The 19538-nt window shown below is 53.5% G+C and carries 12 protein-coding genes; 7 read left to right on the top strand and 5 right to left on the bottom strand.

Going from position 1 to position 19538, the window contains the following annotated elements:
* Window position 1 precedes the first annotated feature (1 nt).
* Both cas9 and LVJ83_RS01885 read right to left on the bottom strand, forming a co-directional pair.
* On the bottom strand, window positions 2-3205 hold the full coding sequence (gene cas9 / locus LVJ83_RS01890; RefSeq protein WP_244785775.1) for a type II CRISPR RNA-guided endonuclease Cas9: 3204 nt from the start codon (window positions 3203-3205) through the stop codon (window positions 2-4).
* Window positions 3206-3419: 214 nt separating this feature from the next.
* Complete coding sequence (locus LVJ83_RS01885) at window positions 3420-5717, bottom strand: Tex family protein (protein WP_244785773.1); 2298 nt, start codon at window positions 5715-5717, stop codon at window positions 3420-3422.
* Between the two features lie 273 nt (window positions 5718-5990).
* Between LVJ83_RS01885 and LVJ83_RS01880 the strand changes: the two genes are divergently transcribed.
* Complete coding sequence (locus tag LVJ83_RS01880; protein ID WP_244785771.1) at window positions 5991-7772, top strand: acyl-CoA dehydrogenase family protein; 1782 nt, start codon at window positions 5991-5993, stop codon at window positions 7770-7772.
* 314 nt (window positions 7773-8086) lie between these two features.
* Here the strand turns inward: LVJ83_RS01880 and LVJ83_RS01875 are convergent, their stop codons facing one another.
* Both LVJ83_RS01875 and LVJ83_RS01870 read right to left on the bottom strand, forming a co-directional pair.
* Entirely contained in the window at window positions 8087-8626 is a 540-nt protein-coding gene (locus LVJ83_RS01875) for a DUF924 family protein (protein WP_244785769.1), read from the bottom strand.
* A gap of 133 nt (window positions 8627-8759) precedes the next feature.
* A complete protein-coding gene (locus tag LVJ83_RS01870; protein WP_244785767.1) occupies window positions 8760-11681 on the bottom strand; it encodes an Rne/Rng family ribonuclease in 2922 nt (973 codons plus the stop codon).
* A gap of 767 nt (window positions 11682-12448) precedes the next feature.
* Here LVJ83_RS01870 and LVJ83_RS01865 point away from each other — a divergent pair.
* The 6 genes from LVJ83_RS01865 (at window position 12449) to LVJ83_RS01840 (ending at window position 17991) form a co-directional block, all read left to right on the top strand.
* Window positions 12449-13435, top strand: coding sequence for an RluA family pseudouridine synthase (locus tag LVJ83_RS01865; RefSeq protein WP_244785765.1), 987 nt, complete (start codon window positions 12449-12451; stop codon window positions 13433-13435).
* Window positions 13436-13630: 195 nt separating this feature from the next.
* Entirely contained in the window at window positions 13631-14095 is a 465-nt protein-coding gene (locus LVJ83_RS01860; RefSeq protein ID WP_244785763.1) for a DUF2846 domain-containing protein, read from the top strand.
* A gap of 749 nt (window positions 14096-14844) precedes the next feature.
* Window positions 14845-15279 (top strand): hypothetical protein, encoded by a 435-nt coding sequence (locus tag LVJ83_RS01855; RefSeq protein ID WP_244785760.1) that lies wholly within the window; start codon window positions 14845-14847, stop codon window positions 15277-15279.
* Between the two features lie 299 nt (window positions 15280-15578).
* A complete protein-coding gene (locus tag LVJ83_RS01850) occupies window positions 15579-15845 on the top strand; it encodes a helix-turn-helix domain-containing protein (protein ID WP_280515221.1) in 267 nt (88 codons plus the stop codon).
* 306 nt (window positions 15846-16151) lie between these two features.
* On the top strand, window positions 16152-16802 hold the full coding sequence (locus tag LVJ83_RS01845) for an HAD-IA family hydrolase (protein ID WP_244785756.1): 651 nt from the start codon (window positions 16152-16154) through the stop codon (window positions 16800-16802).
* A 193-nt stretch (window positions 16803-16995) separates the two neighbouring features.
* Window positions 16996-17991 (top strand): S49 family peptidase, encoded by a 996-nt coding sequence (locus LVJ83_RS01840; protein WP_244785754.1) that lies wholly within the window; start codon window positions 16996-16998, stop codon window positions 17989-17991.
* A 134-nt stretch (window positions 17992-18125) separates the two neighbouring features.
* Here LVJ83_RS01840 and fumC read toward each other — a convergent pair whose 3' ends face one another.
* Window positions 18126-19514, bottom strand: a complete 1389-nt coding sequence (gene fumC / locus LVJ83_RS01835) for a class II fumarate hydratase (protein ID WP_244785752.1) — start codon at window positions 19512-19514, stop codon at window positions 18126-18128.
* Between the last annotated feature and the right edge of the window lie 24 nt (window positions 19515-19538).

Genomic DNA, 19538 nt, shown 5'->3' with positions numbered 1-19538 from the left:
GCTAGCCTTTCTGTTTGGGCTGCTTTGCCCGGCCGGGGTCATATACTCTCCCACTTGGGGAAACAAACAGTTTACGGGCATTTTGGGATTGCAGTGTTCCGGCTGAAGTGGAAATCCCCGTACTGTCTTTTGTTTCACTGTCATTGTGATGCCGTAAAATAACCTGCCCCCTCACATTCATTTTCTGCACCCTGCAAATGACCCGCTTGCCATCTCGATCCAAAGCAACCATATCATTAATTTGTAAACGCATAATTTTCATAGCAGTTGGATTTTCCTGCCGCCACTTGGGCAGGAAGTTTTTCTGGTTGATATCAAAATTGCGGATAATTTCACACTGCCACTTCCCTGCTTTTTTACCTTTAGTTGGCATCCAAATTTCTGCACAAAAATTATTACCGCCTATTACATAACGGTAAGCATGGCCATCTGAATCACAAATGGGAATGAGTCCGTTCTTGGCTTGGTGAATGCGCACTTTTTTCACACCATATTGCTGTTTAAATGCTTCCAAACCCTGATGGTATGCCGTCTTATTGCTGTCTTTCAGCTTGCCTTTTTCATCAGCATAAGGTTCAAACAGTGCCATCACTGCTTCACGGATTGTTCGACTGGCAATTTCATCAATATCTTTCCGGCTAGAGAATTTATCAGCCAGCAAATCCTTTCGAGTCGCATAAATATTGTCATGAATGTGCCCATAATTGGTGTCTTCATGCAACTGGCCGATACTGCCGCCATGCGCTCGCGCCTGCTCCGGGCTTTTATGATTCTGCTTATGCGAAATCACCAAGGTCTGCAAACGTGCTTTGATCTCCGCTACCGAAAAATCAGGAAACGGTAATGGTACGTCCAAATCCATCTTATCTGCCTCCTGCTTGTATGCACGCTTATTGGCTTGCGCTAATTTTTGAATCATGCTTGGGCTACTCAAGGCAATCACAATTGCATCAATAGCGTGATGGTGATGATTACTGCGGTCTTTTTGAAAACGGCCTTCCACTAAATTGCCGGTTAATTCGTCCAGCCCCCAGTGATGACGTAAATCAGCAGTAAATTTGCCTTTAATCGCCAAAACATGGTTTTTACCGGCAACATATTCGGCATAACGCCGTGCCACACGTGTCATATATTTGGTATCGTTCAATTGCCGTGCCAAAAAACTTTCAGCATCACCTTGCAATTGTTCCATTGCATCAGGCAGAAAACGCCAAAATTTGTTTACACGAAACCCGCTGGCATTTTTACCGCCTTTGTGCACATCAGGTGACATTTTTTTGGCACGTGCCAAAATATCAGGCCACTTATCCGACTGTCCGAATGCCTCATAAGGAGTGTCATCTCCTTTCAAAACATTGTCCAACTTGAAACAAACCATTTTATTGTTGCGTGAATCATCAAAGCTGCGCGAGAAAGGAATAATGTGCTCCACTTCAATTTGTGATGAAAACAGCAAATCCAAGCTGATAACCTTACCGCTCAGCGGACAACAACGGCCACTGGGATCATTATCCAAATCTTCCCACAGACGGTACTTCATTCGATTATCATAAGATTCAGCAACATTCAATTTCCGCAGGATCTCATTGATTTTTTCATTGTTTCTTCGATTATTACTATGCTCTTGATTCAATTTGGCCAAATCTTTAGCTGAAAGCGCCGTTTCACGCGCCAGCTCCAAATGAATTTCCTTCGGAGCGCAGCCATATTGTTGAACCAGCTCATTCAGCACCCGCCGGAATTGATTTAATGCCATATGCACGGTCGGATTATTGATTTTCCCGTAATAAACTTCAGGCTTTTCACGATATTGTGCTGTCCTGATGCCGCCTACAACATGTTTTTGTAATACCTCACCATAAAAAGGCAGATCGCCTTGAGTATAAAGCAGACCATCATAATCATCACTGTGATTGATACCCACTGACCGGCAGGCATCACTATAAACCTTGCCTTCGCTCAAAGGCGGCAACAGTAATTCAGCCGCATCAATCGATATACGGCCATAACCTTCAGGCAAACTGACTTTTGCCAATGCCGCAGAAATTCTTTCCGGAAGTGCATCAAATTTCACCTTAAGCCGTTGCTGCAGATCGGTATCGGTTTGTGCGCTCATCACAGCATCTACAACATCCCGTTGTTGCGTATCATCCAAAGTCGGCCACCAATCAGGAGCCGCCGTCATCATAGCCCGGGAGGTAGTGTCCGCTTGCAGTCCGCCACGTCCCAAGGCATCCAAATTGAATTTCACACCTTTAATGCCGATAATCTTTTGAATAGCATGCCAACTTAATACGCCGTCTTTTCGCAACTTGGAAAAATCTTCACACAGATATTGAACCAACTGCTGTCGCATTTCCGGTGTAATTTCCGGTGTATCCGCTGTTTCTTTTACCGTATCCAGATTATTAACTTCCTGATAAATGCGAAACCGCTGCATTTGCGGATACGCCAAGCGGGCCCGCCTTTTCCCGTCCAACAATGCGCAAAATCCGGCTTCTTTTATCTTGAGCGGACGTTGATAGAAAATAGTCTCGCGTAAAGCAGCAACCACGTCATCCGCCAGCAATGTCGGATGATAAATCTGTTGTGTTTTCATCAAGCGTTCAAACTCATCCCGATACATTTGGCGCGAAGTCCAGCGTTCATCAGTCTCTTCCTTACTCAAGCGGGTATTAAGGTTTTTTTCCAATCGGGCATACAGATATTGGCCTAGAGTCTGCCGGCTCTCTTGCAGACGGCCTTCCAATGCATGAATGCCTTTTTTCAAACCAGCTTCATCTTCCCCACCTTGTCGTTTAGCAATTCGATTCGATTGAAAACCTCGCCGCTGATTTAAATGGAACAACGCCCGTCCCAGCTCAAACGGCGTTAATTGCTCGCTGATACCTTTTGCCCGCAACGCCAACGGCTCTTGCTTGGCCAACTCACGCCGCTCTGATTGATTTTCAGGTTGCAAACCAAACGCTATCATTTGGGCGAGCAAACGCGACCGCCTTGCCAAATAACGGTCACGATTGCGGCGCGCGCCCCTTTTCTTACGGCGCTCTACTGATGTAGGTTGTTTGCTTTTAGCATCCCGCCCGGACGGGAAAATACGCGCACCGAAATCGTGTACCTCACATGGTTGATCATCATTATCCAGCAAAATGCAAGCCCAACCCAATGATGTATAACCCAAATCAAAACCCAGACGGTAATTCATAACCCACATCTCCCTTATGATTCAAAATAACTATTTGGGTAAATATACACCAAACAAGAAACTTGTAGTAACGTGTTTAATCTAATATAATTAGACCGTACTTTAAAAGAGATTGGATTATTTCCGTTAACAAGGTGATGTCCTTGTGACTAAATCCAAAAAATTAAACGGCGCACTCCGGTGCGCCGTTTCCCATTTTTACATCATCAATTCCCTACCTTTTCAACTTCGCAAATGCATCTGCCATCGCCGAATTATTCGGTGCTTTTTCACGTTGCTGGCTGCGTGTATTGCTGCGGTTATCGCGGCGTGCGCCTGTTGAACGTTCAGACGGCCTGTCGTGTTTGACTGCTTGGCCGGGTTTGTCATCCAGCCGCATGCTCAGCGCAATCCGTTTTCTCACGGCATCAACTTCCATCACTTTTACTTTCACCACGTCGCCGGCTTTCACCACTTCGCGCGGGTCTTGTACGAATTTGTCGGATAAGGTGGAGATATGCACCAAGCCATCCTGATGCACGCCGATGTCGACGAAGGCGCCGAAGTTGGCCACGTTGCTGACCACGCCTTCCAATATCATGCCGATTTGCAGGTCTTTGATTTCGTTTATGCCTTCGGCGAAGGTGGCCGTCTGAAACTCGCCGCGCGGGTCGCGGCCGGGTTTTTCGAGTTCGCTCAAAATATCGAGAATGGTGGGCAGGCCGAATTGCTCGTTGGTGTATTGCGCAGGTTTGATTTGTTTGATTTTATCGCGGTTGCCGATCAGCTCGGCGGCGCAGATTTGACTGTCGGCGAGCATTTTGGCAACCACGGGGTAGGCTTCGGGGTGGACGGCGCTGGCATCGAGCGGCTCTTTGCCGCCGTTGATGCGCAAAAAACCGGCGGCCTGCTCGTAGGTTTTGTCGCCCAGACGCGGCACTTTGAGCAGGGCTTTGCGGCTCGGGAAAGCGCCGTTTTCATCTCGGTATTGCACGATGTTGTGCGCCAAGGTTTGGTTGAGGCCGGAAATGCGCGCCAACAGCGGCGCGGAGGCGGTGTTAACATCTACGCCCACGGCGTTCACACAATCTTCCACCACGGCATCCAGCGATTTGGCGAGCTGGCTTTGGTTGACATCGTGCTGATATTGGCCGACGCCGATGGATTTGGGATCGATTTTCACCAGCTCGGCCAACGGGTCTTGCAGGCGGCGGGCGATGGAAACGGCGCCGCGCAAGGAGACATCCAGCTCGGGAAATTCTTTGGCGGCCAGCTCGGAGGCGGAATAGATGGATGCGCCGGCTTCGCTCACCACGATTTTGTGCAGCTTCATCTCGGGCAGCCCTTGCACCAATTCGCCGGCGAGTTTGTCGGTTTCGCGGCTGGCGGTGCCGTTGCCGATGGCAATCAGTTTGACCTTGTGCTTTTTAATCAGGTTGGCCAAGGTGGCCAGCATATTGTTTTCCTGATGCAAATACACAATCACGGTGTCGAGCAGCTTGCCGGTGTCGTCTACCACGGCGCATTTTACGCCGTTGCGGTAGCCGGGATCGAGGCCGAGGGTGGTCAGGCGGCCGGCGGGGGCGGCCAGCAGCAAATCTTTGAGATTGCGGGCAAACACGGTAATCGCATCGTTGTCGGCGGCTTCTTTGAGACGGTTGAAGGCATCCAATTCCAGCGACAGGAAGATTTTGGCACGCCATGCCAAGCGCACGCTGTCGCGCAGCCATTTGTCGGCGGCGCGGCCTTGGTCTTCAATATTGAATTGTTTGGCGATGAGTTGTTCGTATTCGCTTTGTTCGGTAATCGGCGTTTCATCGGGCTGGTATTTTAAGGCCGTCTGAAGAATGTTTTCGTTGCGGCCGCGCAAAACGGCCAAGGCGCGGTGACTGGGCATGCTGCGCACGGGCTCGCGGTGGTCGAAATAGTCTTTGAATTTTTCGCCTGCTGTTTCCTGCCCGGCAATCACTTGGGCGTGAATCTCGGCTTCGTGCCACAATTTTTCGCGCAACCGGCCAATCAGTTCGGCATCTTCGGCAAATTGTTCCATCAAAATCGCACGGGCGCCGTCTAATGCGGCTTTGGTGTCGGGCACTTGCTCGTTGAGATAGCTTTCTGCGGCGGCTTCGGGGCTTTCAGACGGCGTGTTGAGCAATAATTCTGCCAAGGGCTGCAAACCGTTTTCACGGGCGATTTGGGCTTTGGTGCGGCGCTTGGGTTTGTAGGGCAGGTATAAATCTTCGAGCGTGGTTTTGTTGTCGGCCGCTTCAATTTGCGCTTTCAATTCATCGGTAAGCTTGCCTTGTTCTTCAATCGATTTGAGCACGGTGGCTTTACGCTCGACCAGCTCACGCAGGTATTGCAGCCGCTCGGCCAGCGTGCGCAACTGGGTGTCGTCGAGCCCGCCGGTGGCTTCTTTGCGGTAACGGGCGATAAAAGGCACGGTGGCGCCGTCATCGAGCAGCTCGACAGCGGCAGTGATTTGGGCGGCGGTGGCGTTTAATTCTTGAGCGATGATTCGGGTAATGTTCATAGGGGTTTGCAGCTTGAAAAGACAAAGATGCAAGCATAGCGGGATGTGCGGGGTTTGTCATCCCAATGAGGCCGTCTGAAAGGCTGGATACCCGTTTATCATTCGACAGGAAGATGTGCCGCAACACCACACAACATCACGCTTTTCTTGCCGCTGCGCAAAGATTAGGCGCTTTGCTCCAAAAAAGGCTTTCAGACGGCCTTTGCAAGCGGCGTGATTGCCGCTAAAGTAAGCACACACCACAACAACAAGCTTATTGATATTGGAGAAACCATGAATTACCAAGCCCCGGTCAACGAATTGCGTTTTGCTCTGCACGTGCACGGCAAATTAGACGAAGTTTTGGCTTTACCCGCTTCAGACGGCCTCGATACCGACACCGTGGATGCAGTGCTCGAAGAGGCCGCGCGCTTTGCCGAACAAGTGCTCGCACCCACCAACCGCACCGGCGATTTAAACGGTGCCAAACTCATCGGCGGCAAAGTGGAAAGCCACCCCGATTTGGCCGGCGCTTATCATGAATATTGCGATGCCGGCTGGGCAGGCTTGCGCGCACCGGCCGAATACGACGGTCAAGGCCTGCCGGCGGTGGTGGCCGCTGCCTGCGAAGAAATGTGGTGCGCCGCCAATCTGGCCTTTTCGCTGCTGCCCATGCTCACATTGGGCGCGATTGAAGCGATTTTCAATCATGCCTCTGACGAGCAGAAGCAGGCTTATCTGCCCAAAATGAGCCAGGGTGTGTGGAGCGGCACCATGAATCTGACCGAACCGCAGGCCGGCACCGATTTGGGGCAGGTGGCCGCCAAAGCGGTGCCGAAAGATAACGGCGCCTATGCCGTCAGCGGCCAAAAAGTATTCATCACTTGGGGCGAGCAGGAAATCACCGAAAACATCGTTCACCTCGTGCTGGCGCGTCTGCCCGATGCCGCACCCGGAGTCAAAGGCATTTCGCTGTTTATCGTGCCGAAATATCTGGTGAATGCCGACGGCAGCCTCGGCGGGCGCAATGCCGCCCATGTGGTCGGGCTGGAACACAAGCTCGGTATTCACGCCAGCCCCACTTGCGTGATGCAGTTTGAAGAAGCCGAAGGCTATCTGGTCGGCGAAGCCGGCAAAGGGCTGGCCTATATGTTTACCATGATGAACCACGCCCGCCTCGGCGTGGGCATCGAAGGCCATGCCGTGGCCGAACGCGCCTATCAGAATGCGCTTGCCTATGCCAAAGAGCGTGTACAAAGCCGCGAATTGGGCAGCGAAAACCACGCCCCGGCCACCATCATCCACCACCCCGACGTACGCCGCATGCTGCTGGTGCAAAAAGCCACCCTTGCCGCCCAACGCGCACTGTATATGCAGGCCGCCGCCGCCATCGATAAGGCGCACGGGCTGGAAGACCCGCTTGCCCGCAAGCAGGCCGCGCAAACGCTGGATTATCTGATTCCGATTGTGAAAGCCTGGTGCACCGACAACGGCGTGGTGCTCACCAATCTGGCCATACAGGTTTACGGCGGCATGGGCTATGTAGAAGAAACCGGCGTGGCGCAATACATGCGTGATGTCCGCATCACCCCGATTTATGAAGGCACCAACGGCGTGCAGGCATTAGATTTAATCGGCCGCAAAACCGCAGCCAACGGCGGCGCGGTGCCGCTGGCGATGCTGGAAGCCGGCAAAACCGTGGCTGCACAGCTTGCCCAATCCCAACCCGCGCTGGCCGATGCCCTGCAACAGGCCATCATTCTGGCCGAACGCAGCGTGGCCGACATTGTTGCGCAAATGTCCGGGCAGCCCGCATTGGCCGCTGCCGCTTCCAACGCCTACCTGCAACAAATGGGCTGCACCCTCGGCGCCATTGCCGAAGCCCGCGCCTACCTTGCCGCTGCCGATGCGCTGGCGGGCAAAGCGCAAGCGCCGTTGGGCGAAGCGTTTTACCAAGCGCAACAACACACCGCCAAAGTGTATTTCGCTTATGTGCTGCCCCAGGTCAACACCTTTGCCGAACAGGTACACCACGGCGGCGAAGCGCTGTTGGCCATGCCGCTTGATGCTTATTGACGGCTTGGGCAAGCCATACCGAAGGCCGTCTGAAAATATCATTCATACCCATTCACACAAATAAGCTAACGGCGTTGACCCGCCTTGCCGTACGCGTGTACTGCCGTCGGCTCGCCGCCGTTAGCTTACTTTTGTAAATGGGTATTACACCCTCGTAATTTGTCTCCCGGTGATACATTGATCTGAGTTTTACTGTACAAGCGATTCAAAACAGCTCACTCGAATCCAACACTTTACAAATAAAATCAACTATCTAAGATTCGTTTTGTATCATAGAACCCGAGACGGTTCAGACGGCCAAATCACCCTCCGGTTTAAAACGATGAATCTTCTTGCTGCAAAAATGCCGCTTCCTCCGCCGAATCGGTGCGGCCGAGTATGGCATTGCGGTGCGGATAGCGGCCGAAGCGCTCGATAATCGCCCGATGGCGGTTTTCAAAATCCTGCGTCAGCGGGTCATCCAGCGCGGCAAACAAAGGCTCGGCCTGCGCATGGATTTGCGCCGACTCCGAATGCATATACGGCATCAACACAAATTTGCGCTGCGCGGCGGGCATGTTGGCAAACCCCGGCTGCGCTACCGCCTCTTGTGCCAACACCAGCGCCATCCCGTCTTGAGCAAACGCTTGCGGCGTGTCGCGGTACACATTGCGAGAAAACTGGTCGAGCACAATGATTTCCGCCAGCCGCCCTTCCGGCGTGGTGCGCCAATGCGCCAACCCGCCTGCGGCGGCCTGTTTCAATACTTCGCCGAAGCGCGTTTCAATCAGGCGGTCGAAGGTATTGCTTTTGGCAAACCAATGCGGGCGGGTTTCTTCGGCAAACCAGAAATCGAGAATGGTTTGAGAATGCATAACAGTTTTCCGTCATCTATTCAGACGGCCTTACTGTAAGGGATTTGCCACCATCTGGCAAATCAAGCCCATTCACATATCGCAAAAAGCCCGGCTGCTCACACAACCGGGCTTTTAACCACAGAAAACCGATTTATCGGCGGGTTTCCACCTGCACCATCGGCTCATCTGCCGCATCGGTTTCAACTACTTTCGGCAAATCGGCACGGCGCAAGCCCGCGGCCGGTTCGGGTTGGATACGGTTAGCGGCCTCGGCAACGGCTTCGGCACGGGTTTGCACCTGCACCAAACTGCCCAAATCCGGGCTGCCATATACTTCCGCAGCCGGGCTTTCCGCCGCTGTGGCTTCAACCTCCAACACCGGCCCTTCGGCATTTTCAGCCGTGCCAACTTCATCGTGCGCGGCGGCATCGGCAAGCGCTTCAGGCGTATCGGCAGCAATGAATTGCGCAACGGCTTCGCGCACTTTACCGGCAGCGCTGTCAACCATCATCTGCTCTGCTTGCGCATCAGTTGCCTGCGCTATCTTGCCTTCCGTCTCCACGTCATCTTCAATGCCGAACAATACCGCTTCCTGCACCTCGCCGGTAGCGGGAATTTGAACAACTTCGTGTTCCGGCTCCGACAGCGGTGCGGCCACAGCCACGGCTACCGGCGCTTCTTCGCTTTCGCCGAACACATGTGCAACGGCATTGCGCACTTTATCGCCAACCTCTTCGATCATCAGATAATGCTCGATTTTTTCGGCGGAAGGGATATTGCGCTTTTTGTTGTTGCGGTTGCGGTCACGCTGGTTGCGATTGCGCTCGCTATTGCTGCGGCGGCGGTTGTTTTTGCTTTCGCCTTCACTTTCGTGATCCACACCCACGCGCACCACCAGCGGCTCTTCGTTTGCCACAGGCTCTACTGCCGGCACGGCGGCTAAAGCAACGGCCGGAGCTTCCGCAGGCGCTTCCGGGCTGTGCGGGTTACGGTTGTTGCGGCGGCGGTTTTGCTGTTCGCTTTGCGGATGATTGCGTTTTTCTACGGCTTCCGCATCGGCCTTGTCATTGCGGCGCTCGCTGTTTTGACCGTTTTGGCGGTTGTTGCGCTCACGGTTGCTGTTGCCGTTATCATTTTGATTGCGGCGATTTTGGTTTGGATTGCGGTTGCTGTTATTGCCGCCGCCGTTACGGTTATCGCTGCTCTCGGTTTTTTTGCTTTCCGTGGCTTCAGCCTGCTGGCCGCCCTCATTGTCCTGACGTTTGCTGCTGTTGCGGCGGGTGTTCTGACGGCGGTTTTGATTGCGGCGGGCATTGTTGCGTTGGCCGTTTTCTTTATTGCGCGCGGGCTTTTCGGCCTCGGCGGTTTTTTCGGGCTCGGCGTGGCTGCCAAACAGCTTGCTGAACCAGACTTTGATGTTGTCCCACCACGAAGCAGCCGCGGCCGGCGCTTCGCTCACCGTCGGTGCCGGCTGGGTGTGCTTCACCCCTTTCACAGCCGGCTCCGGGCGGGCGGCTTTAGCTTTTTCGGCGCCGCCAAACAGGGTATCTTCGGCTGCTTCGGGTTTGTTGACACGCTGATAGCTCGGCGCGGCATCTTCGTCCACATCATCATTGCGCACGCGGCTGATTTCGTAATGCGGATTTTCCAAATGGATATTCGGAATCAGGAATACCGATACATCCAAACGCTCTTCCAAGCCAAACAGCTCGGCGCGTTTTTCATTCAGCAGAAACGTGGCCACATCCACCGGCACTTGTGCGTGCACTTCGCCGGTGTTGTCTTTCATGGCTTCTTCTTGAATGATGCGCAACACGTGCAGCGCAGTCGACTCGATGCCGCGGATGACGCCGGTGCCGGCACAGCGCGGGCAAGCCACATGGCTGCTTTCGCCCAAGGCGGGCTTCAGGCGCTGGCGGCTCAGCTCAAGCAGGCCGAAGCGGGAAAGTTTGCCCATCTGCACGCGTGCGCGGTCTTTTTTGAGGGCATCGCGCAAGGTGTTTTCCACATCGCGCTGGTGCTTGGTGTTTTCCATATCGATGAAGTCGATAACCACCAAGCCGCCAAGATCGCGCAGGCGCATTTGGCGCGCCACTTCTTCGGCGGCTTCCATATTGGTTTTGAAGGCGGTGTCTTCAATGTCGGCACCGCGGGTGGCGCGGGCGGAGTTGACATCTACCGACACCAGCGCTTCGGTATGGTCGATAACGATGGCACCACCGGAGGGCAGGCTGACGCTGCGTGAAAAGGCGCTCTCGATTTGATGCTCGATTTGAAAACGGGAAAACAGCGGTGTGTGGTCTTCATAAAGTTTCAGACGGCCTACGTTGTTGGGCATCACATAGCTCATAAACTCGGACACCTGCTCGTAAACCTCTTGATTATCAACCAGAATTTCGCCGATATCAGAGCGGAAATAATCGCGGATGGCGCGGATTAACAGCGAGCTTTCCATAAACAGCAAATAGGGCTCGTGGTGTGCCTTACCAGCCTCTTCGATGGCCTGCCACAATTGTTGCAGGTAGTTGAAATCCCATTGCAGCTCTTCCACGCTGCGGCCGATGCCGGCGGTACGGGCAATCAGGCTCATGCCGCGCGGCACTTCCAATTCGGCCATTGCCGCTTTCAGCTCTTGGCGCTCTTCGCCTTCGATGCGGCGCGACACGCCGCCGCCGCGCGGATTATTCGGCATCAGCACCAAATAGCGGCCGGCCAGGCTGACAAAGGTGGTGAGCGCCGCGCCTTTATTGCCGCGCTCGTCTTTTTCCACCTGCACGATGACTTGCATACCCTCTTTGAGCACATCTTGGATGCGCGCGCGGCCGCCGTCATAATCTTGAAAATAGGCGCGTGATACTTCTTTAAACGGCAAAAAGCCGTGTCGGTCGGTTCCGTAATCTACGAAACACGCTTCCAACGACGGCTCGATACGGGTAATCACACCCTTGTAGATATTGCCTTTACGCTGTTCTTTGCCCAGCGTTTCGATGTCCAAATCTAAAAGGTTTTGGCCATCCACAATCGCCACGCGCAGCTCTTCGGCCTGCGTAGCATTAAATAACATACGTTTCATTTAAACAACCTCGTTATTGCACTCACGAGGCATGTAATCAGTATTCGACACTTGTTAAGCCGCCAATGGTCAGGCCGTCTGAACGGCGTGTGGGGCATTATTCGAACGAGAAGGGAGTAAAGAACATGCGGTGTGCCGCCGTATAGGGCTTTGCGGCCATTCGGAACGATTCAGATTTTTTGTGGTAAAAGCGCAGATGCCGGGCAAAAAACGCAGCAAGATCAGACATCTTGCGAGGCTCTTTAACGCGGCAGATGTGCTTTCAGCGCAAAAAAGATGATGATTCACAAATGGTTCAAAAGCTCCGGGGCTGCTGCGGGCCGGATGGCCCGTGCTGCCCGGCAGCGGCATCAGGTGCGGCAGCCTGCCGTACAGAATGCCGACATCACCGCAGCGTGTGCGCAAGGGTCGGATAAGTGCGCACCGCCGGAAATCTGAGCCGTCTTCATCATTGCGTCCGGCGGCCGCACTGCCCGAAGCTGCGCCTGGGCGTCTTATGCACGGGCAGGCACCTGCCGGAAAAGGTCAAACTTAACTACTGCTTTGCCTGCCTGGCTTGGCGGCAAACAAAGGAAATGCTTTGGAAGGCGGCGGAATATTGATGATTCCGAATATCCGCAGCCCTATGAGTGCGTTTTTAATATAAAATATTTCAGTTCGCAATATGGCAGCCGCAATCATCAGGCTGCCGCTGTTTCAAACGGCCGCGCTCAAGCGCTTGCCGGCACGTCCGCTTTTATTGAAACAGTTAACAGATTATAGAGAAAATGCCGACAATTAGCAAAGACTTGGTCAATCATTTAACCGTCGCCGAAGAAGATGCCGGCCAGCGGCTCGACAACTTCCTCATCAAAACGCTCAAAGGCGTGCCTAAAAGCCATATCCAGCGCATTATCCGCGCCGGTGAAGTGCGGCTCAACAAAAAGCGCTGCAAGCCCACCGACCGCATTGCCGGGGGCGATTTGCTGCGTATTCCGCCCATCCGCACCGCAGCAAAGCAAAGGCCGTCTGAAATGCAGGCCGCCGCGCCGGCGCGCCTATTCGATATCGTGTATGAAGACGATGCCCTGCTGGTCATCAACAAACCGGCCGGCGTGGCCGTGCACGGCGGCAGCGGGGTGAGCTTCGGCGTTATCGAACAAATCCGCCGCGCCCGCCCCGAAGCGCGTTATCTGGAATTGGTGCACCGGCTCGACAAAGACACCAGTGGCTTATTGATGATTGCTAAAAAACGCAGCGCCTTGGTGAAGCTACACGAAGCCATCCGCAACGACCACCCGAAAAAAATCTATCTCGCCCTAGGCGTGGGCAAGCTTTTGCAGGATAAAATCCATGTGAAACTGCCGTTGTTCAAATACACCGGCGCACAAGGCGAAAAAATGGTGCGCGTGAGTGAAAACGGCCAATCGGCGCACACTATTTTCCGTGTGCTCGGCCGCTATTCTGGCAGTGTATTACATCAAATCGGCTTGTCGGATCTGACTTACATCGAGGCCACGCTCAAAACCGGCCGCACCCACCAAATCCGCGTACACCTGCAATCACAAGCCTGTCCGATTGCCGGCGACGAGCGTTATGGCGACTATCAGGCCAACAAACGGCTGCAAAAAATCGGCCTCAAACGCATGTTTCTGCACGCTGCCGAGCTGCATTTAAACCACCCGCTCACCGATGAGCCACTGAAACTTTCGGCACCGCTGCCGCAGGAGTTGCAGCAATTGATGGTGATGCTGGCAAACCAACAGGCCGTCTGAAAGCAAAGGCCTGCATACCGTTATTTTCCGGCCAAGGCATCCGTCGGAGGCACAGCTCAAACTCAGGGTTGCCTTTTCAGACGGCCTCAGCCTGTTCGATTAACGCGCACCTCAAGTTGCTTCGATTCTTGTTTTCAATTAAAATCAGCATTCTTAACAAAAACATACCTAACTTTAAATTACATTGAAAAAGTCATGCTGATTTTAAAACAAACATTACCGGTAATCGTGGCCTTATCGATCATGGTGAGCGGCTGCGCTTCTGTGAATCTGGTGCCTGCCGAAGAGATGGCACAAGCCAAATCATTCGATACCCCCAAAGGAAATCTATCCGGTCTTTATGTGTACCGCGACAGTTCTTTTGGCAGTACGCTTAAAAAAGACATCTGGGTCAACGGCGAATGCTTGGGTGAATCTGCCCCTCATGTGTTTTTCTTCACTGAAGTGCCCAGCGGCGAACAGAAAATTTCTACCGAATCAGAATTTTCGCCCAACCCATTATTGATAACTACTGAGCCGGGCAAAAATTACTTTATCCGCCAATACATCAAACTGGGGGTATTTGTCGGCGGCGCCAATTTGGAGCAGGTTTCCGAACAAAAAGGCAGGGCGGCCGTGGCAAAACTAAAAATGGCCGCACCGGGGCAATGCAGCAAATAAGCATATTGATATAGATACTGATTAATGAGCCCCAATCAATATGCCTTCAAAATCAAGGCCGTCTGAAAAATCTTTCAGACGGCCTTGATTTTTATGCCGCAACAACAGCATCAGTTGCAGCCGACACAAGCGCCAAGATAAATGCCCCGAGGCATTCCGGCCATGCACTTTACAGATATTTTTTTGCCCCCGGCATTTGCCTTTTCGGGAGCAAAATTCCCCTCTTTAAAACTCTCTCTATGTAGATGCAGACCCGCAAGCAGTCTACAACTTGGCGGAGAAATGGTTGATGGCGCAAATCGAAGACGACCGGCGGGAATTTGAATATAATTGTATCAGTTTATCAGACGAAGACTATGCTGTATGAATATCCTACACACAATCCCCGTTACCATTCTCCCTCTGGCTGCGAACCAGGAGTCACGTGAAGAAACGCGTGACAAACTAGCGGGTTACTTCAACCGCAACAAACTCGCACTACGGCTGGCATTGAAGCACGGGCACACTGAACGGGCAGTTAAACTGGCCGCCCACAGCTGTAACCTATGGTGTGTCCGCTGGGACAATCCGAAAACGAGGAAGTGGCTGTTGGCAGTGGCCGACAAGCACGCTATCCGCACATTGGATGCTATGCAAACGGCGTTATTACATCCAACCATTGAACAGAAGTTGCAAGACTGGACCGCCTAACCCTTAAATCTGAATCAAAAACCGACCTTCTGGTCGGTTTTTGATTTGCTGGAACAGATATGAAACTGGCAGGCTTGGCCGCATACCTTGTAGAAAATATGACTCACCCGAAAATCCTTCAGCAACTTCAGAACGAATGGGCACTAGGGTGTCCTGATGTGTTGTTTATGAGGGGATTTTTGTTCCTGAAAATGCAGATGCCAGGCAAAAAACGCAGCAAGATTGGCTATCTTGCGAGGCTTTTTAACGCAGCAGATGCGTTTTCAGGGGCAAAAAGCACCCGTAAATCGAATTGTCCGGACACCCTAGCACTCAAAATTTTCATTATTAAACATACCGAGGTGGAACAAATCTTCCATTCTCAACTCAATCACACCATGCTGCATAATGGCTTGCTGAATCCGCCCCTTGTCCAACCAAAGCTTCAGCATCTGCTCCCGGCTGTTCCAATCACCGAAACACGAGCCGATGGCATGACCGCCGCAGAGCAATGAAATTTTGATGGACGAATGCGCCGGCCGTAACACGCTTTCAATGGCCGCCCGCGCACCTGCCGAGGGCCGCACCGAAATAACGCCCTCAGCATCGATACGCATAACAGCACCTGTGTTCATACAATCACCGGCTTCTTTATATGATCCGCATCTTTTCCAAGCGTGCGGAGAAATATTTGACAAAGCTGAGAACCCGCCCATATCGAATCTTTCAATATTTAAATTTAATAATTCATGTAATAGTATGAAGACTTGAGCATAGCATACTGATGAAATTCCTACAACTGTAGGAGAAGATTTTGGAAGCTATCCCCACCGCCTTTGGCAAGGCATTACGAAAACGCAGAAAAGAAATGAAACTCACGCAAGAACAACTGGCTTTTGAAGCCGATATCCAACGGGTTTACGTCAGCACTTTAGAGCTGGGGCAGCAGCAGCCCTCGCTGGTTACCATTTTCAAACTGGCCAAGGGGCTCAACTGCACAGCGGTTGAATTAATCGAAGACACCGAACAGGAACTGCGCCTTTTGTCGCGAAAAATACCGGTTTACCGCCAAACACCTTAATATCGGCGGCACCGCTGCACACTATCCGTTCAAACCAAGCGCCTGCCTGCACAAGCCTGCTTTGCCCGCTTGTGTTCTTGAATGCGCAACAGGCCGTCTGAAAAGCGGTATTTTTTCAGACGGCCTCTGTTTTCCGACAGGTTTGCTGCGGATACATTAAAGCTGTGTGTATGCCTTAAAACTTTGCTATAGTATTCAGAATTATCTTGATACGCGCCCATCATGCCCATACGCAACAATCATCGCCTTATCGGCTTGTTTTCGTGAATGGGTATCACACGGCAAAGGCCGTCTGAAAGGAAAGCCATGGCTCCAAAACTGATTATTTTCGATTGGGACGGCACGCTTGCCGACACCACCGGCCCGATTATCAAAACCATGCAGGCGGCTTTTGAAGAACACGGCCTGGATGCCCCCGCTGCCGAGGCCGTGCGCCCTTTTATCGGCTACAGCCTGGCGCGGATTGTCGCAGCGCTGACCCCGCGAGCCGATGAAGCCTTGCGTGAAAAACTGATGCACACCTACAGCAGCCACTACCTCAACCCCAACAACCACAATATGCGCCTGTTCGACAGCGCCCTGCCCTGTTTGGAAACACTCAAACAGCAAGGCTACTGGCTGGCCGTGGCTACCGGTAAAGGCCGCAGCGGCTTAGACGGCGCCATTGCCCAAACCGGCACCGCCGCTTTCTGGCTGGCTACCCGCTGCGCCAGCGAATGCCCTTCCAAGCCCGCGCCGGATATGGTTTTGGAATTATGCGATGAGCTGGGTTTGAGCCCTGCCGATGCCGTTGTGGTCGGTGATACCACTTATGATTTGGAAATGGCCGCCAATGCCCGTGCCCGCGCCATTGCCGTCAGCACCGGCGCACATCATGCCGCCCAGCTGCAAAGCGCCCCATGCCTGACTGTGTTAAGCAGCCTGACAGAGCTGCCCGGCTTTCTGCGTACACTCTAAGGGTGTCCTGACCATTCAGAATTATTCAGATTTTTTGCGCAAAAGCACATCTGCTGCGTTAAAAAGCTGCGCAAGATGATGATGCCTACCGCGTTTCATCAGTCAGCCAAAATCCCCAAATGCGAACCTTTCCTTTTCAGACGGCCTCAATACGCCTACAATAGCCCCAACCTCATCCAACCACGGAACCTATATGCGATACCGTATCCGCCGCGAAGGCGACAACCTGCCGCCATCCGCCCCCACCACCCAACATGGCTGGGCGCAAGACACTTTGCGCGATGTACTGCTCGAAGCCTATCAGGAGCAACGCCGCGCCCGCTTGTGGCGCAACATCTGGCGCGGCGTGGCCGTGCTGCTGTTTTTAGCAGTGCTGGTCAGCCTGCGCAGCTGCGGCAGCAGTGGCGGCGAACCCACCACCCTTGCCAAAGGCCGGCACACCGCCGTCATCAACCTCAACGGCACCATCGGCGATGCCTACACCGACCAAGTGGCCATGTTGCGCGACAGCCTGGAAAGGGCCTATGCCAACAAAAGCGTGAAAGGCATCATCATCCGCGCCAACAGCCCCGGCGGTTCGCCCGTGGTGTCGAACATCGCCTTTAACGAAATCCGCCGCATCAAAGCCGCCCATCAAAACATTCCGCTGTATGTGGTGGCTGAAGACATGTGCGCTTCCGGCTGCTACTACATCGCCGCTGCCGCCGACAAAATTTATGCCGACCCCTCCAGCATTGTCGGCAGTATCGGCGTTATCGGCGGCGGCTTTGACTTTACCGGCCTGATGGACAAACTCGGCATCAAACGCCGCTTGAAAACTGCCGGCAGCAACAAAGGCATGGGCGACCCCTTCACCCCCGAAACGCCCGAACAGCAAGCCATCTGGACCGAAATGCTCGATGATATCCATCAGGAATTCATCAAATCGGTCAAACTCGGCCGCGGCAACCGCATCAACGAAACGCAAACCCCCGATATTTTCAGCGGCCGCATCTACACCGGCAACGAAGCCAAAAAAGTCGGCCTGATCGACGACTACGGCAACGTTTACAGCGTGGCGCGCGATGTGATTAAAGCGCCCGAGCTGGTCGACTACACCCCGGAAGACCCGCTCAGCAGCCTGCTCGGCCGCCGCTTGCGCGCCGAAGTGGAAGCCAAAGTGCAAGAAACATTGGATAAAAACTGGTAGGCACAACGCACTGCCCAAACAACAGGCCGTCTGAAACACCGCCACGGTGCTTTTCAGACGGCCTGTTGTTTGCTATCCATTTACAGGCTCAATGATACTGTGCTTCCATACCCACTTACGACACCCGCATACTCTTACTTCGGCCGCACCATTTCTTCGGGCTGTACCCAAGCATCAAATTCTGCTTCGCTGACCAAATTCAATTCAGCCGCCACCTGCTTGAGCGTTTTATTTTCCCGATAAGCCGTTTTGGCGATTTTGGCGGCGTTTTCATAGCCGATATGGCGGTTGAGCGCGGTAACCAGCATCAGCGAATCGTGCAGATAGTGATCGATTTTGTCGCGCACCGGCTCGATACCGGCGGCACAGTGACGGTTGAAGCTGTCGCAACTGTCGCCGAGCAGACGGATGGATTGCAGCAGATTATAAGCAATCACCGGCATAAACACGTTGAGCTCAAAATTGCCCGATGCGCCGGCCATGCCGATGGTGGTGTCGTTGCCGAACACCTGTGCCGCCACCATCGTCATCGCTTCACTTTGGGTGGGGTTGACTTTGCCCGGCATAATCGATGAGCCCGGTTCGTTTTCGGGAATCCGCAGTTCGCCCAATCCGCAGCGCGGCCCGCTGGCTAGCCAACGGATATCATTGGCGATTTTATTCAAACCGGCTGCCAGCGTTTTCAGCGCGCCACTGGCAAACACGGCCGCATCGCGGGCGGCCAGCGCCTCAAATTTGTTTGGCGCGGTCACAAACGGCAGCCCGGTCAGGCCGGCCAGCGTTTCGGCAGCGCGCACCGCATAATCGGGATGACTATTGAGCCCCGTGCCCACGGCGGTGCCGCCCAACGGCAATTCATACAAGCCTTGCAAGGCCGCATCCAGCCGCAGCAGCGCATGATCGAGCTGGCTCACATAAGCGCTGAATTCCTGCCCCAGCGTGAGCGGCGTGGCATCTTGCAAATGGGTACGGCCGATTTTGACAATGCTGTCGAATGCGGCAGCTTTTTGCTGCAAAGTATCGCGCAAGGCTCGAATATTCGGTATCAGCAAACGGTTGATTTCCACCGCGGCGGCCACATGAATGGCAGTGGGAAAGCTGTCGTTGGTAGATTGCGCCTGATTGACATGGTCATTGGGGTGCACCGGCCGATAACTGCCGCGCGGCTCGCCGGCCAGCTCATTGGCGCGGTTGGCCAAAACTTCGTTGATGTTCATGTTCGACTGCGTGCCCGAACCGGTTTGCCACACCACCAGCGGAAACTGGTCGGCCAAACCGCCCGCAATCACTTCATCCGCCGCCTGCACAATCAGGTTTTTCCGCGCCTCATCCAGGCGCCCCAACTCGGCATTGGTGATGGCGGCGGCTTTTTTAACCAAAGCCATGGCATGAATCATCGGTGCCGGCAGGGTTTCGCCGCCGATTTTAAAATTATCACGGCTGCGCTGGGTTTGCGCGCCCCAATAAGCTTCAGCAGGCACCGCCACTTCGCCCATGGTGTCTTTTTCAATACGCTTGCTCATATTCATTACTCCTTCAGGCAGATA

It is taken from the genome of Uruburuella testudinis (genome assembly GCF_022870865.1).
GTDB classification, from domain to species: Bacteria; Pseudomonadota; Gammaproteobacteria; order Burkholderiales; family Neisseriaceae; genus Neisseria; species Neisseria testudinis.
Note: the sequence above shows the minus strand (reverse complement) of the source record. Positions and strands in the feature narration are given on the sequence as shown.

Coding starts and splice junctions, on each gene's coding strand:
- LVJ83_RS01865 (WP_244785765.1), top strand. CDS start 12,449: ATGCCGACAATTAGCAAAGACTTGGTCAATCATTTAACCGTCGCCGAA.
- LVJ83_RS01880 (WP_244785771.1), top strand. CDS start 5,991: ATGAATTACCAAGCCCCGGTCAACGAATTGCGTTTTGCTCTGCACGTG.
- LVJ83_RS01885 (WP_244785773.1), bottom strand. CDS start 5,717: ATGAACATTACCCGAATCATCGCTCAAGAATTAAACGCCACCGCCGCC.
- LVJ83_RS01840 (WP_244785754.1), top strand. CDS start 16,996: ATGCGATACCGTATCCGCCGCGAAGGCGACAACCTGCCGCCATCCGCC.
- LVJ83_RS01875 (WP_244785769.1), bottom strand. CDS start 8,626: ATGCATTCTCAAACCATTCTCGATTTCTGGTTTGCCGAAGAAACCCGC.
- cas9 (WP_244785775.1), bottom strand. CDS start 3,205: ATGAATTACCGTCTGGGTTTTGATTTGGGTTATACATCATTGGGTTGG.
- LVJ83_RS01870 (WP_244785767.1), bottom strand. CDS start 11,681: ATGAAACGTATGTTATTTAATGCTACGCAGGCCGAAGAGCTGCGCGTG.
- fumC (WP_244785752.1), bottom strand. CDS start 19,514: ATGAGCAAGCGTATTGAAAAAGACACCATGGGCGAAGTGGCGGTGCCT.
- LVJ83_RS01845 (WP_244785756.1), top strand. CDS start 16,152: ATGGCTCCAAAACTGATTATTTTCGATTGGGACGGCACGCTTGCCGAC.
- LVJ83_RS01860 (WP_244785763.1), top strand. CDS start 13,631: ATGCTGATTTTAAAACAAACATTACCGGTAATCGTGGCCTTATCGATC.
- LVJ83_RS01855 (WP_244785760.1), top strand. CDS start 14,845: ATGAAACTGGCAGGCTTGGCCGCATACCTTGTAGAAAATATGACTCAC.